Origin of the sequence: Zavarzinia marina (assembly GCF_021568905.1) — a bacterium.
Classification (GTDB): Bacteria; Pseudomonadota; Alphaproteobacteria; order Zavarziniales; family Zavarziniaceae; genus Zavarzinia; species Zavarzinia marina.
Genome location: NZ_JAKGSB010000004.1, coordinates 232,771 through 245,223, shown reverse-complemented (window position 1 = coordinate 245,223; position 12,453 = coordinate 232,771). Strand labels below are relative to the sequence as shown.

Genomic DNA, 12,453 nt, shown 5'->3' with positions numbered 1-12,453 from the left:
GTGTCGAAGATCACCCGTCCGGGCGTCCGCCTTGCCGCGCTTGCCGCTCTCTGTCTCTGGTCCGCGACCGCAACCGCAACCGCCGAGGGCCCGGCGGCGGTCGACGGTGCCCGCATCATCGGTGCCGACAGCGAGCCGGGAAACTGGATGTCCCACGGCCGCACCTATTCGGAACAGCGTTTCAGCCCGCTGAAGGCCGTGAACACCGAAAACGTGAAGCAATTGGGTCTTGCCTGGCATTACGAGACCGGCGGCGTGCGCGGTCACCATGCGACCCCCATCGTGGTCGATGGCGTCATGTATGTGACCCAGCCCTGGTCCATGGTCGATGCGCTGGATGCGAAGACCGGCAAGCCGCTCTGGTCCTTCGATCCGGAAGTGCCGCGCGCATGGGGCAAGTTCGCCTGTTGCGACGTGGTCAACCGGGGTGTCGCGGTCTGGCAGGGCAAGGTCTTCGTCGGCACGCTGGACGGCCGCCTCGTCGCCCTCGATGCCTCGACCGGCGAGAAACTCTGGGACGTCGACACCAAGGAAGGCCCCTGGCCCTATACGATCACCGGCGCGCCGCGCGTGGTGAAGGGCAAGGTGATCATCGGCAATGGCGGCGCCGAATATGGCGTTCGGGGTTACGTCACGGCCTATGACGCCGATACCGGCAAGCAGGCGTGGCGCTTCTACACCGTGCCCGGCGATCCCTCGAAACCCTTCGAGCACCCTGAACTGGCGGAAGCCGCCAAGACCTGGACCGGCGAATGGTGGACGATGGGCGGCGGCGGCACGATCTGGGATTCCATGGCCTATGATCCGGACCTCGACCTTCTCTATGTCGGCACCGGCAACGGCGCGCCCTGGGCCCGCCACATCCGCAGCCCCGAGGGCGGCGACAACCTCTATCTCTCCTCGATCCTGGCGCTCGATCCCGATACGGGACGCCTGAAGTGGCATTATCAGGTCACGCCGGGCGATACCTGGGACTATACCGCGACCCAGCATCTGATCCTGGCGGAACTGGCGATCGACGGCACGCCGCGCAAGGTGATCATGCAGGCGCCGAAGAACGGCTTCTTCTACGTCCTCGACCGCGAGACCGGGGAACTGATCTCGGCCAAACCCTATGTCACCGTCACCTGGGCGAGCGGGATCGACATGGAAACCGGGCGCCCGATCGAAACCCCGGGCGCGCGCTGGGCGGACGAGCCGGCGGTGGTGATGCCGTCGCCCATCGGCGGCCACAACTGGCAGCCCATGTCCTTCGATCCGGAGACCGGCCTCGTCTATATCCCGACCCAGGAAATCCCCGGCCTCTACGCCCCGGACAAGAAATTCGCCTATAACCGCAAGCAGTGGAACACGGGGACGGACAACAGCCCGATCGCCGACATCGACCCCGACATCGTCTCCGGCGCCCTGATCGCCTGGGATCCGGTGAAGCAGCAGGAAGCCTGGCGCGCCAAGCTGTGGGGCCCGTGGAACGGCGGCGTGCTTTCAACCGCCGGCGGCCTGGTGTTCCAGGGCACCAGCGACGGCAAGTTCATCGCCTATGACGCGAGGACGGGCGAACGCCTGTGGTACACGCCGGCCCAGACCGGCATCCAGGCCGCCCCCATCACCTATGAGATCGACGGCGTGCAATATGTCACGGTCGTCGCCGGTTACGGCGGCGCCTATGCGCTGGCCTATGGCCGCGCCGCCCATACGATGGACATGCCCAATATCGGCCGCGTGCTGACCTTCAGGATCGGCGGTACCGACACACTGCCGCCGCCGGACCTGAGCGCCGCCTTCCCCGAACCGCCGGCCAATACCGCGCCCGAGGAGATGGTCGCCAAGGGATCCGCGCTCTATGCCCAATATTGCATGGTGTGCCACGGCATTGGCGCCGTCTCCGGCGGCGTGCTGCCGGATCTTCGCCATTCGGGCCCGGTGATCCACGAAGCCTGGAAGGACATCGTGCTGGGCGGCATGCTGAAGGACAATGGCATGGTCGCTTTCGACGACGTCCTCGACGAAGCGGGCGCCGACGCCATCCACGCCTATGTCATCCAGCGCGCCAACGAGGGCGTGGTGCCGGGCACGCCAAAGGAATAGAAGCGCAGCACAGGCGCGAAAAAGGGGGGACGCATCGCGCCCCCCCTTCGTCGTCTGCTGCGGGATCAGGCGCCGATCAGGCCGCCGCCCTTCTTGGTGACCACCACCACCGCCGGGCGGGGCGGCATGTCGTCCTTGAAGTCGGGCCAGCGGGTCGAGGGCGCGTCATACATCGAATCCTCGGCCGGGTGCTGGATCGAGAGGAAGATCGCCGTATCGTCGGAATTGAAGGCGCCGCCGCACATTTCAGCGCCCTTCGGCACGGCGAAGAAATGCTTGGTCTGACCACGCGCGGGACCTTCGGTGTCGCAGCACCACAGGCCGTCGGCGACGTCGAAATCCGGGAAGCCGTCGGTCAGGACCCAGAGACGGCCCTGGCTGTCGAAGACGAAATTGTCCGGATTGGCGAACCAGCCGTCGGGGGACGTACCCGGGCCGAACTTGGCGCCGGCCGACTTGCTGCCCGGATTGCCGCCCCGGATGAAGATGTCCCAGGCGTAGGTGTCGGCGCCGTGGTCGACCTTGCCGTCGACGGTCGGCGGGACCATTTCGATGATGTGGCCGAAGACGTTGTTGAAGCGCTGGTTGGCGGCATCGACCTGATCCGGCGTGCGGCGGTCGTTCTTGGTCAGCGCGATATAGACCTTGCCCGTCACCGGGTTGGTCTCGACGTCCTCCGGACGGTCCATCGGCGTCGGCTTCAGCAGGTCGGCGGCGCGGCGCGTCTCGAGGAGCACGTCGGCCTGGGAGTTGAAGCCGTTCTCCGCCGTCAGCGGGCCTTCGCCGAACACCAGCGGCATCCAGGTGACCGTGCCGTCGGCGTCGAAGCGCGCGACATAGAGGGTGCCTTCGTCGAGGAGATCCGCATTGGCCTTGCGGTCCTCCATGTTCACCTTGCCCTTGGTGACGAAGCGGTAGACGTATTCGAAACGCTCGTCGTCGCCCGAATAGACCGCGAGGCGGCCGTCGGCGGTGAGCGCCGAGGTCGCGTTCTCATGCTTGAAGTGGCCGAGGGCGGTGCGCTTCTTCGGCGTCGCCTCCGGGTCGTAGGGATCGACCTCGAGAACCCAGCCATAGCGGTTCGGCTCGTTCGGCTCCTTGGTCACGTCGAAGCGATCGACATGGGCACCCCAGGACGGATATTCCGGCTTGCCCTTCACGCCGTAGCGGGTGTGGATCGGGGCGTCGGTCGCGCCGCTGAAGTACTGGTGGAAATTCTCCTCGCCCGACAGATAGGTGCCCCAGGGGGTCCAGCCGCCGGCGCAATTGTTGATCGTGCCGATCACCTTGGTGCCGCTCGGATCGGCCGAGGTCTTCACCTTGTCGTTGCCGGCGACGGGGCCGGACAGCAGGGTCTCGCTGTTCAGGAGGTTGATGCGCCGGGCATATTTGCTGTCCGGCACCACGCTCCAGGCGTCGCCCTCGCGCTTCACCTCGATGACCGAGATGCCATGGGCGGCCAGCTCGACCTCGACCTGTTCCTTGGTCGTGTCCTTATAGGCCGCCTTCTCGTCGGCGAAGCCCGGGAACATGATGTGCGGATCGGTATATTCGTGGTTGATCGCCAGCAGGCCGTGGTCCGCCGTCTTGCTGCCGTAGGGCAGGGGGAACCAGGCGATCATGTCGTTGTTGTAGCCGAACTGCTTGGCCTGGGCCTCGGCGGTCTGCTTCAGCGGATCGAAGGCGGGCGCGCCGGGCAGCACCGCGTCGCCCCAGCGGATCAGCACCTGCGCCTCGTAACCTTCCGGCGCATGCATCGTCTCGTCGAGGAGATGGGGCACTTCCTTGAAGGTCAGGCTGGAGGCCGGAATTTCCGCTTCGGCGGCGGCGGCGGTCCGCGCGCGGAAGCCGCCGAACACGCCGAGGGCGGTGGCGGCGACGCCGAGGCCCAGCATCCCGCGGCGGGACAGGCGTTCCTCGAGGACGGCGGCGAAGGGGGTGGCGGTCGATTCGTTGGACGGCAGGTCGTCGGTATCGCCGACGATCATGTCCGCCGGCACGCGTTCGCGAGACAGCATCGCTGGGCTCCCTGAAATAGGATTTGGCGATTGCTGTTCTAAACAAGGTCGATGACCTGGGCGTGACAATGGCGCGATCGGTGCCGGCCGGATCCGGGCCGGATCAGATGCGTGACAGGGCCCGCGTCACGCAGCCGACGCCGAGCGCATGGACACGGTCCTGCCAGCCCGGGTCCTCGGGGGCGAAGGCGTCCTTCAGGCGGGCCTTGATCGCCGGGGCCAGGGGGCCGCCGGCATTGCCCCGCATGTGCAGCCAATTGTCGTCGCGCAGCGCCGCGATCACGGTCTGGCCGTCCCGCGTGCCGACCTCGAGGGCGACGAAGGTCAGATCGGCCGGCCCGACCAGTTCCGCCATGCCCTCGTCCAGCGACCCCATGAGATGGGCGGAGACCGAATTGCCGGCGAGGGTCGAGGTCACGCCGGGCCCGAAGACATGTTCCGCCCGGACGAAGTCGGCGCTGTCGGGGGCGGCGATCGAAATCAGCTCGCCCTTGCCGTGGCCGCCGAGGCCGGTATGGCAATCGACCACCGCGACATGGCCGGGCCCGGCCAGATGGCGCGCCGCGATCTCGGCCATGCGCCGGCGCGACCAGGTCGGGCCGCGCCCGCCGAAATAGAGGCCGTCGTCCCATTGGTACTGGCCGCGCGTGATCGCTTCCTGCAGGGCGAAGAAGCCGCGCTCGCGGGCGAAGCGCTGAAGGCGGCCGTCGGATCGGGCCAGGGTCGGGGGCTCGAGGTCGGCGGGCAGCAGGGCGTCGGCGATCGCGGCATAGTCCGGCGCGTCGGGCCGTGGGCGGCCGAAATCCACCCAATTGCGGTTGAGGTCGACATTGTCTTCCGTCACCCGACGGGTCCAGGCGAAACCGTAAGGGTTGAGGCCGTGAATCAGAACGACGGCGCAATCGGGCGGCAGCGCGCGCAGATGGCCGTCGGCGATCAGCCCGTGGATGACGGCGGCGCCGAAATAGCCTTCCACGCCGTGGGTGCCGGCGACCACCGCCAGGCGCCTGCGCGCCGACATCGGCCCGACGCGGACGACGTCGGTGGCGAGGGTGCCGCCATCGGGGCCGCGCAGGGGATGGCGATGGCTTTCCAGGGCGAAACCCGCCTCGGCACAGGCCGCGATCAGGCGGCGCCGCGCCGTCGCGTAATCGGCGCTGAAGTGCCAATGGCCCGGATGTGCTTGGCCTGGACGGTCGCCGTGCGTCATCCCCACAGATCCCCTTCCGCCGGTCGGATCACTGCCCCTTCGTAGCGAAGTCCGGGCACCCTGTCTCGCGCCAGCAGCAGCGGACCGTCCAGATCGACGAAATCGGCCGCGCCGGCGAGGAGGAGGGCGGGCGCCATGGCCAGCGAGGTCCCGACCATGCAGCCGACCATGACCCCGAGACCCAGGTCCCTTGCCGCCCGCGTCAGGGCGATCGCCTCGGTCAGGCCGCCGGTCTTGTCGAGTTTCACGCTGACGTGGCTGTAGAGCCGGGCGAGGCGCGGCAGATCGGCGCTGCTGTGGCAGGATTCGTCGGCACACAGCGGGACGGGGCTGTCGATCCCTGCCAGCGCCGCGTCCGCCGCCGCCGGCAGGGGCTGTTCGATCAGCGCGACGCCGAGGCCGGCCATGGCCGGCCCCTGGTCGAGCAGAAGGGCCGGCGTCCAGGCTTCGTTGGCGTCGACGATCAGGCGGGAGTCGGGGCAGGCGCCATGGACCGCCGCCACCCGTTCGAGATCGAGACCGTCGCCGCCGAGCTTCAGCTTGAGAAGGGGCTTCCGCGCGGCGACGGCCGCCGCCGCCATGGCCGCCGGCGCCTCGAGACTGAGGGTATAGGCGGTGGTCACCGGCCCGGGCGCGGGCAGGCCCGCCAGTTCGGCGGCGCTGCGGCCCGACGTCTTGGCCGCGAAATCCCAGAAGGCGCAGTCGAGCGCGTTGCGCGCGGCCCCGGGGGGCAGGCGATCCTGCAGCGCCGCGCGGTCGAGGCCGGCGGCGACGGCGGGCGCGAGGGCCCTCAGGCTGGCCGCAACCCCCTCGACCGTCTCGCCATAGCGGGCATAGGGCACGCATTCGCCGCGCCCGACATGGGTGCCGTCCGACAGGCGGGCGGTGACGACGGCGGCTTCGGTCTTGGCGCCCCGCGCGATGCGGAAGGTTCCGGCGATCGGCCAGCGTTCGATCGCGACGGTGAGTTCCATCGATGACTCCGAGCCCTGCTGCGTGCAGGGCCCGTGCCCCGACGGGGCCGCAGCTTAACCGGGCCGGCGGCGAAGCGCGAAAGCCTATTTCGTCGCTTCTTCCAGGTAGGCGATCAGGTCCGCGCGCTCGTCTTCCTTCTTCACGCCGACGAAGGCCATCTTGTTCCCGGGCACCATGGCCTTCGGGCTGGCGACATATTCGGCGATGGTCTCGGCGGTCCAGGTGATGCCGCTGGCGGCCATGGCCTTCGAATAGGTGAAGCCCTCGGCGGTGCCCGCCGCCCGGCCGAAGACGCCGTGCAGATTGGGGCCGACGCGGTTGGGGCCGCCCGCGTCCAGGGTGTGGCAGGTCGCGCAACGCTTGAAGATGATCGCGCCCTTCTTGGTGTCGGCGGCCTGCGCGGACGCGGCCGTGACCAATGCGAGGGCCAGCGGTGCCATACGGGCCAGAAGGCGTTTCATGTGCATGATGTCGAAATCCAGTCGCGATTTGATGGCAATGTCGGCCCTGTGGTCGCATTTTTTGATCACATTGGTCCTTGTCGTCCATGCGGCATCGCGCCACCGTGCTATGGTAGGACCGTCCAATAAGGGTGCTGCCGGCTTGGCGAGGGGGTCCGTGGCGAGGACCTCCGCCGCGAGGCGACAAGAGGCGAAGGCCGCGAGAAGCAAAGGCCGCAGGAAGAGGTGAAGGTGTCCGAGCCCGTCATGACGCGACTGGATCTGCAGGCTCTGCTGACCGATCCGTCCCCCGACCGTCAGGCCGAGGCGACGCGACTGGTGGCCGCCGCTTGGCGCGACGGCACCCTGGATCCCAAGGCGCGGCTGGCGGCGGAGGCCCTGTTCCGGACCATCGCGAAGAAGGCGACGGTGGCGGTGCGCGCCGCCCTCTCGGCCACCATGAAGGACGCCGACGACCTGCCCCACGACATCGCCGTCAAACTGGCCAGCGACGTCGATCACGTGGCGCTGCCGGTGCTCGAGGCTTCTTCCGTGCTGACGGACGAGGACCTGCTCGGCCTCGTTCTCGCCACGTCGTCCGCCGGGCTTTCGGCGATCGCCGGACGCGCCAGCATTTCCGCCAATCTTTCCGAAGCTCTGATCGAGCGCGGCGACATCGGCGCGGTCGCGCGGCTGGTGGGCAATCCGGGGGCCGCGATTTCCGACGCCTCCCTCGACCGGGTGGCCGATCGCTATGGCGCCATCAGCCGCGTCGCCGAACCGCTGGCCGGGCGTGGCGGCCTGCCGGTCCGGGTGGCGGCCAAGCTGATGGCGATGGTGTCGGAGCAGCTTCACCGTCACCTGTCGGGGCGGGGCGCCCTCGATCCCGACATGCTCGCCGATCTCACCCTGCAGAGCCGGGAACGCGCCACCCTGATGCTGCCCCACGGCATCGGTCAGGATCTGGAAAGCTTCATCGCCGACCTGCACCGTTCGGGCCGCCTGACGCCGACGCTGATCATGCGCGCCCTGCTGATGGGCGACTATCTGTTCTTCGAGACGGCGCTGGCGCTCCGCGCCGGGATTGCCGCCGACAATGCGGCGTCCCTGATCCGCGATCCGGGCGGTACCGGCGTCGCGCGCCTGTTCTCCGTCGCGGGCATGCCCGAGGCGCAACTGCCCCTGGCCCGGGTCGCCCTGATCGCGGCCGAGGAGACGGAGCTGCGCGACGCTCCCGGCGCCCGCGAACACTACCGCGAATTGGTGATCGAGCGGATTCTGACCGGCTTCGGCGACAGGGTCGACACCGAGAGCGTCGACTATATGATCACCAAGATCGGCCGGGGGCCCGCCCCGGCGGCCAACACCCTCTGATCGGCCGCGATTTGAGCAGCCCTGCATTTCATCGTCTTCATTGGTTTCGGATTTTCCCGCATGTCAGCGACTAGAGTGGATGCTTCCGGCCTGCTGCGCCTCGTCGACCGCCAGGGCGGGCTGCGGGCGGAATTGTCGGGGCGCTGGGTCGTCGCCAATGTCGCCGGCCTCGAACGCGCGCTGACCGCGCTGCCGGGCGAATCGCGAAAGGGCGGGGGCCCCGTCGGCGGCCGCGCCCTCGAAATCGACCTCTCGGCGGTCGAGGCGATCGACACGGTCGGCGCATGGCTGGTGCACCGGACCGCCGCGCGCTGGCAGCGCGCGGGCGGCGAACCCCTGATCACCGGGGTGAACGAGGACTACGAGGTCCTGCTCGGCCAGGTCGCCAAGGCCGACCGCCCGGTGCCGGAAAAGCCGCGCGGCCACGGCCGGATCGCCCGCATGATCGACGGTTTCGGGCGCTCCGTCAGTCTGGCGGGCAAGGAATCGCTCAGCCTGATCTCCTTCCTCGGCGAGACCATCGCGGCCCTGTTCCGCCTCGTGTTCCTGCATCCGGGGCGCTTCCGCCTGACCTCGACCTTCGCCCAGGCGCAGAAGGCGGGGCTGGAGGCCATGCCGATCGTCGGCCTGATCTCCTTCCTCATCGGCATCGTCATCGCCTATCAGGGCGTCGACCAGTTGGCGATGTTCGGGGCGCAGATCTTCGTCGTCAATCTGGTCGCCATCTCGGTGCTGCGCGAACTCGGCATTCTGCTGGCCGCGATCGTCATCGCCGGGCGCTCCGGCTCGTCCTTCACGGCGCAGATCGGCTCGATGAAGCTGAACGAGGAAGTGGACGCCATGCGCACCCTGGGGCTCGATCCGATCGAGGTCCTGGTGGTTCCGCGCGTCCTCGCCCTCATGATCATGCTGCCGTGCCTCGCCTTCTTCGCCGACATGATGGGCCTGACCGGCGGCATGCTGATGTCCTGGGGCGTGCTCGGCATTCCGCCCGACGTGTTCATGAACCGGCTGGCCGATTCCGTCTCCTGGAAGACTTTCGCCGTCGGCATCGTCAAGGCGCCCTTCTTCGCCGTCACCATCGCCGTCGTCGGCTGCCTCGAGGGGCTGCGGGTCGAGGGCAGTTCGGAATCCGTCGGCCAGCGCACCACACAGTCGGTGGTGAAGGGTATCTTCCTGGTGATCGTGCTCGACGCCGCCTTCTCCATCTTCTTCGCGACGGTCGGGATCTGACATGGCGGACAACGGCAGCCCGGCCGAAAGGGGCCAGCCCATCATCCGCCTGCGCGGCATCCGCAACGCCTTCGGGCGGCAGGTCGTCCACGACAAGCTGGACCTCGACGTCCGGCGGGGCGAGATCATCGCCCTGGTCGGCGGCTCGGGCACCGGCAAGTCGGTCCTGCTGCGCACTATCGTCGGGCTGAACCGGCCCGCCGCCGGCTCGATCGAGGTCTTCGGCAAGCAGATCCTCGGCATGCCCGCCGTCGAGCGGCGCAAGGTCGAACAGCGCTGGGGCATCCTGTTCCAGAACGGCGCCCTGTTCTCCTCGCTTACCGTCGCCCAGAACATCCAGGTGCCGCTGAAGGAGCATCTGGGCCTGAAGGGCCCGATCCTGGACGAGATCGCGGCCCTGAAGATCGCGCTCGCCGGCCTGCCGCCGGAAGCCGGCGACAAATATCCCTCGGAACTCTCGGGCGGCATGAAGAAGCGCGCCGGGCTCGCCCGCGCGCTCGCCCTCGATCCCGAGATCGTGTTCCTGGACGAGCCGACGGCGGGCCTCGATCCGATCGGTGCCGCCGCCTTCGATCAATTGATCGCCGATCTGCGGGATTCCATCGGTTTCACGGTCTTCCTCGTCACCCACGACCTCGATACGCTCGCCACCGTCTGCGACCGCATCGCCGTTCTCGGCGAAAAACGTGTTATGGTCGTCGGCACGATGGAAGAGATGTTGCAACAGACCCACCCCTGGATCGTCGAGTATTTCCACGGGCCCCGGGGCCGCGCGGCCCTGGACGCCAAGGCACGCAACGAAGCGCGCCTCGAGGGCTGAAGAAAGCGACACGCAGATGGAAACCCGCGCAAATTATCTCTTCATCGGCTCCCTGACGCTCGCCCTGCTGATCGGCGGCTTCGTCTTCGCGCTGTGGCTGGCGGGGGCGGGACGGGCGCCGGCCTTCGATCGTTACATCATCTATTTCTCGGGCGCCGTCGACGGCCTGGGCGCGGGCTCGGACGTGCGCTACAACGGTATCAAGGTCGGTTCCGTCGGCAAGATCACCCTGGACCGCGACGATCCCAGCCGGGTGAAGGTGGAGATCGACGTCGCCACCGGCACGCCGGTGCGCGAGGACACGGTGGCCAAGCTCGAGTCCCAGGGCATCACCGGCATCGCCTACGTCCAGATGACCGCCGGCACCGGGCAGAGCCCCCTGCTGAACCCCCATGCCGAAGGCGGCCCGCCGGTCATTCCAAGCCGGACCGGCGGCCTCGCCCAGGTGATCGCGACCCTGCCCGAGGTGCTGCGCCACAGCGCGGAACTGCTGGAGGAGGCGAAGCAGTTCGTCGGCCCGGAGAACCAGGAATCGGTCGCCCGCACGCTCGCCAACATCGAGACCGTGACCGGTGCCATCGCGGCGAAATCGGGCGAGATCCAGGAGATCATCGACAACGTCAACGTGGTCTCGAATTCGATCGCCGATGCCGCCCGCGCCATCTCCTCGATCACCGAGGACGGGCGCAAGGCCATGGCCTCGATCGAGAATTTCGCCCGCACCCTCAGCGACCTGGTGGTCAGCAACCGGCGCTCCATCGACGAATTCGCGGCCGAGGGCCTGACTCAATTCGCCAAGTTCATCACCGAGGCGCGACGTCTCGTCGGCACCCTGGAACGGGTGGCGGAACGCCTCGAGAGCGATCCGTCCCGCTTCCTCCTCGGCACCCAGCGACCGGAGTATGCGCCCCGATGATCGACGTTCGAGTTCCGACCACCCGCCGCGGCCTGCTGAGAAGGGCATCGCTGACCGGGGCCTCGATGGCCGGTATCGCCGTCTCGCTCGGCGGCTGCGGCAGCCTGTTCCGGGCCGCGACCTCGACCCCGCGCCTGTTCACCCTGACGTCGGCCAAGGACATCGGCCCCGGCGTCAACACGCAGTGGCAGCTCGTCGTCGAGGAACCGCTGGCATCGCGCGCCATCGACACCGATTTCATCGCCCTGATGCCGTCCTCGACCGAGGTGAAGTATTTCGACAGCGCGCGCTGGGCCGAGCGGGCGCCGCGCATGGTGCAGACCCTGCTGGTCGAATCCTTCGAGAATTCCAACCGCATCGTCGCCGTCGGCCGCCAGGCCGTGGGGCTGCGCGCCGATTTCCAGCTCACCTCGGAACTGCGGGAGTTCCAGGCGGAATACCGCGACGGCCTGCGCTCGCCGCCGGTGATCCGCGTCCGCCTCAGCGCCAAGATGATCCTGCAGCCCCAGCAGATCATCGTCGCCTCGCAATCCTTCGACCGCGAAGCCCAGCTCGACGCCAACGACATCGACACCATCATCCGCGGCTTCGACAGCGTCCTCGGCGCCACCATGAAGGCCGTCGTGGAATGGGCCCTCTCCCAGCGCAACCCGAACGAGGGCAAGCTGCTGTGATCCCGCCTATTCGCAAGGCGGCATCATCGCACGGGTAACCGATCGGGCGCGGGCCTGGATGCGGCCGGCGTAGCCGCTGACATAGGCGGAGGGTTTCGCCGCCGAGCGCTCGCGCGGGTTCGGCAGCACGGCGGCGAGGAGGGCGGCCTGGCGGGGCGAGAGGTCGGCGGCGGCGACGCCGAAATGATGGCGCGCCGCCGCCTCGACGCCGTAGACGCCGGGGCCGAATTCGACCGAGTTCAGATAAATCTCCAGGATCCGGCGCTTGGGCCAGGCGGCTTCGATCAGCACCGTGAAGCCGGCTTCGAGACCCTTGCGCAGCCACGAGCGGTCGGGCCAGAGGAAGACGTTCTTCGCCGTCTGCTGGCTGATCGTGGAGCCGCCGCGCAGGCGCCCGCCGTCTTCCGCCGATTCGAGGGCGTCGCCGATGGCGTCCCAGTCGAAGCCCTGGTGGCTGCAGAATTTGGCGTCCTCCGCCGCGATCACCGAACGCACCATGACCGGGGCGATCCGGTCGTAGGCGACCCAGTCGTGGTCCAACCCCTCGCCCTCGAACAGGCGGATCACCATCAGGGGCGTCACGGGGACCGGCACCACCCGATAGATCAGGGTGGTGGCGATCGGCAACAGCACCAGGATCCCGAAGGCGGTGAGCACCAGATGGCGGCGCAGGCGCTTCAGGAAGCCGCGCATGGCGTGTGCCGC

General features: G+C 68.4%; 11 protein-coding genes. 6 read left to right on the top strand and 5 right to left on the bottom strand.

What is annotated here, in order from left to right; all coding sequences use genetic code 11:
• Window positions 1-2,088: a PQQ-dependent dehydrogenase, methanol/ethanol family gene (locus tag L2U69_RS12450; protein WP_236107347.1), complete on the top strand. Its 2,088-nt coding sequence runs from the start codon at window positions 1-3 to the stop codon at window positions 2,086-2,088.
• 65 nt (window positions 2,089-2,153) lie between these two features.
• Here the strand turns inward: L2U69_RS12450 and L2U69_RS12445 are convergent, their stop codons facing one another.
• The 4 genes from L2U69_RS12445 to L2U69_RS12430 form a co-directional block, all read right to left on the bottom strand.
• Window positions 2,154-4,106, bottom strand: a complete 1,953-nt coding sequence (locus L2U69_RS12445; protein WP_236107345.1) for a PhoX family protein — start codon at window positions 4,104-4,106, stop codon at window positions 2,154-2,156.
• A gap of 103 nt (window positions 4,107-4,209) precedes the next feature.
• Window positions 4,210-5,316 carry a M14 family metallopeptidase gene (locus L2U69_RS12440; protein ID WP_236107343.1) on the bottom strand — a complete coding sequence of 369 codons (1,107 nt, stop codon included), beginning with the start codon at window positions 5,314-5,316 and terminating at the stop codon, window positions 4,210-4,212.
• Window positions 5,313-6,290, bottom strand: coding sequence for an N-acetyl-D-Glu racemase DgcA (gene dgcA / locus L2U69_RS12435; protein WP_236107341.1), 978 nt, complete (start codon window positions 6,288-6,290; stop codon window positions 5,313-5,315). Before dgcA ends, L2U69_RS12440 begins: the two co-directional genes overlap by 4 nt.
• A gap of 84 nt (window positions 6,291-6,374) precedes the next feature.
• The gene (locus L2U69_RS12430) at window positions 6,375-6,758 is read right to left on the bottom strand and encodes a c-type cytochrome (protein WP_329605398.1); all 384 of its coding nucleotides are present in this window, start codon (window positions 6,756-6,758) and stop codon (window positions 6,375-6,377) included.
• Between the two features lie 240 nt (window positions 6,759-6,998).
• Here L2U69_RS12430 and L2U69_RS12425 point away from each other — a divergent pair, with 240 nt between their 5' ends.
• From L2U69_RS12425 to L2U69_RS12405, 5 genes are read left to right on the top strand one after another with little or no spacing between them, the layout of a single operon-like run.
• Window positions 6,999-8,105, top strand: coding sequence for a DUF2336 domain-containing protein (locus L2U69_RS12425; RefSeq protein WP_236107339.1), 1,107 nt, complete (start codon window positions 6,999-7,001; stop codon window positions 8,103-8,105).
• A 60-nt stretch (window positions 8,106-8,165) separates the two neighbouring features.
• Window positions 8,166-9,338 carry an ABC transporter permease gene (locus tag L2U69_RS12420; protein WP_236107337.1) on the top strand — a complete coding sequence of 391 codons (1,173 nt, stop codon included), beginning with the start codon at window positions 8,166-8,168 and terminating at the stop codon, window positions 9,336-9,338.
• 1 nt (window position 9,339) lies between these two features.
• Window positions 9,340-10,158 (top strand): ABC transporter ATP-binding protein, encoded by an 819-nt coding sequence (locus L2U69_RS12415; protein WP_236107335.1) that lies wholly within the window; start codon window positions 9,340-9,342, stop codon window positions 10,156-10,158.
• Between the two features lie 16 nt (window positions 10,159-10,174).
• On the top strand, window positions 10,175-11,074 hold the full coding sequence (locus L2U69_RS12410) for an MlaD family protein (RefSeq protein WP_236107333.1): 900 nt from the start codon (window positions 10,175-10,177) through the stop codon (window positions 11,072-11,074).
• Entirely contained in the window at window positions 11,071-11,748 is a 678-nt protein-coding gene (locus L2U69_RS12405) for an ABC-type transport auxiliary lipoprotein family protein (protein ID WP_236107331.1), read from the top strand. The genes L2U69_RS12410 and L2U69_RS12405 overlap by 4 nt, the downstream gene beginning before the upstream one ends.
• A 6-nt stretch (window positions 11,749-11,754) precedes the next feature.
• On the opposite strand, the gene mtgA is transcribed toward L2U69_RS12405, so the two are convergent.
• Window positions 11,755-12,441 (bottom strand): monofunctional biosynthetic peptidoglycan transglycosylase, encoded by a 687-nt coding sequence (mtgA, locus tag L2U69_RS12400; protein WP_236107329.1) that lies wholly within the window; start codon window positions 12,439-12,441, stop codon window positions 11,755-11,757.
• Window positions 12,442-12,453 lie beyond the last annotated feature (12 nt).

What these genes read in the sequence shown, in the direction of transcription:
- L2U69_RS12425 (WP_236107339.1), top strand. Translation starts at nt 6,999, where the DNA reads ATGACGCGACTGGATCTGCAGGCTCTGCTGACCGATCCGTCCCCCGAC.
- L2U69_RS12415 (WP_236107335.1), top strand. Translation starts at nt 9,340, where the DNA reads ATGGCGGACAACGGCAGCCCGGCCGAAAGGGGCCAGCCCATCATCCGC.
- dgcA (WP_236107341.1), bottom strand. Translation starts at nt 6,290, where the DNA reads ATGGAACTCACCGTCGCGATCGAACGCTGGCCGATCGCCGGAACCTTC.
- L2U69_RS12405 (WP_236107331.1), top strand. Translation starts at nt 11,071, where the DNA reads ATGATCGACGTTCGAGTTCCGACCACCCGCCGCGGCCTGCTGAGAAGG.
- L2U69_RS12440 (WP_236107343.1), bottom strand. Translation starts at nt 5,316, where the DNA reads ATGACGCACGGCGACCGTCCAGGCCAAGCACATCCGGGCCATTGGCAC.
- L2U69_RS12430 (WP_329605398.1), bottom strand. Translation starts at nt 6,758, where the DNA reads ATGCACATGAAACGCCTTCTGGCCCGTATGGCACCGCTGGCCCTCGCA.
- L2U69_RS12420 (WP_236107337.1), top strand. Translation starts at nt 8,166, where the DNA reads ATGTCAGCGACTAGAGTGGATGCTTCCGGCCTGCTGCGCCTCGTCGAC.
- mtgA (WP_236107329.1), bottom strand. Translation starts at nt 12,441, where the DNA reads ATGCGCGGCTTCCTGAAGCGCCTGCGCCGCCATCTGGTGCTCACCGCC.
- L2U69_RS12410 (WP_236107333.1), top strand. Translation starts at nt 10,175, where the DNA reads ATGGAAACCCGCGCAAATTATCTCTTCATCGGCTCCCTGACGCTCGCC.
- L2U69_RS12445 (WP_236107345.1), bottom strand. Translation starts at nt 4,106, where the DNA reads ATGCTGTCTCGCGAACGCGTGCCGGCGGACATGATCGTCGGCGATACC.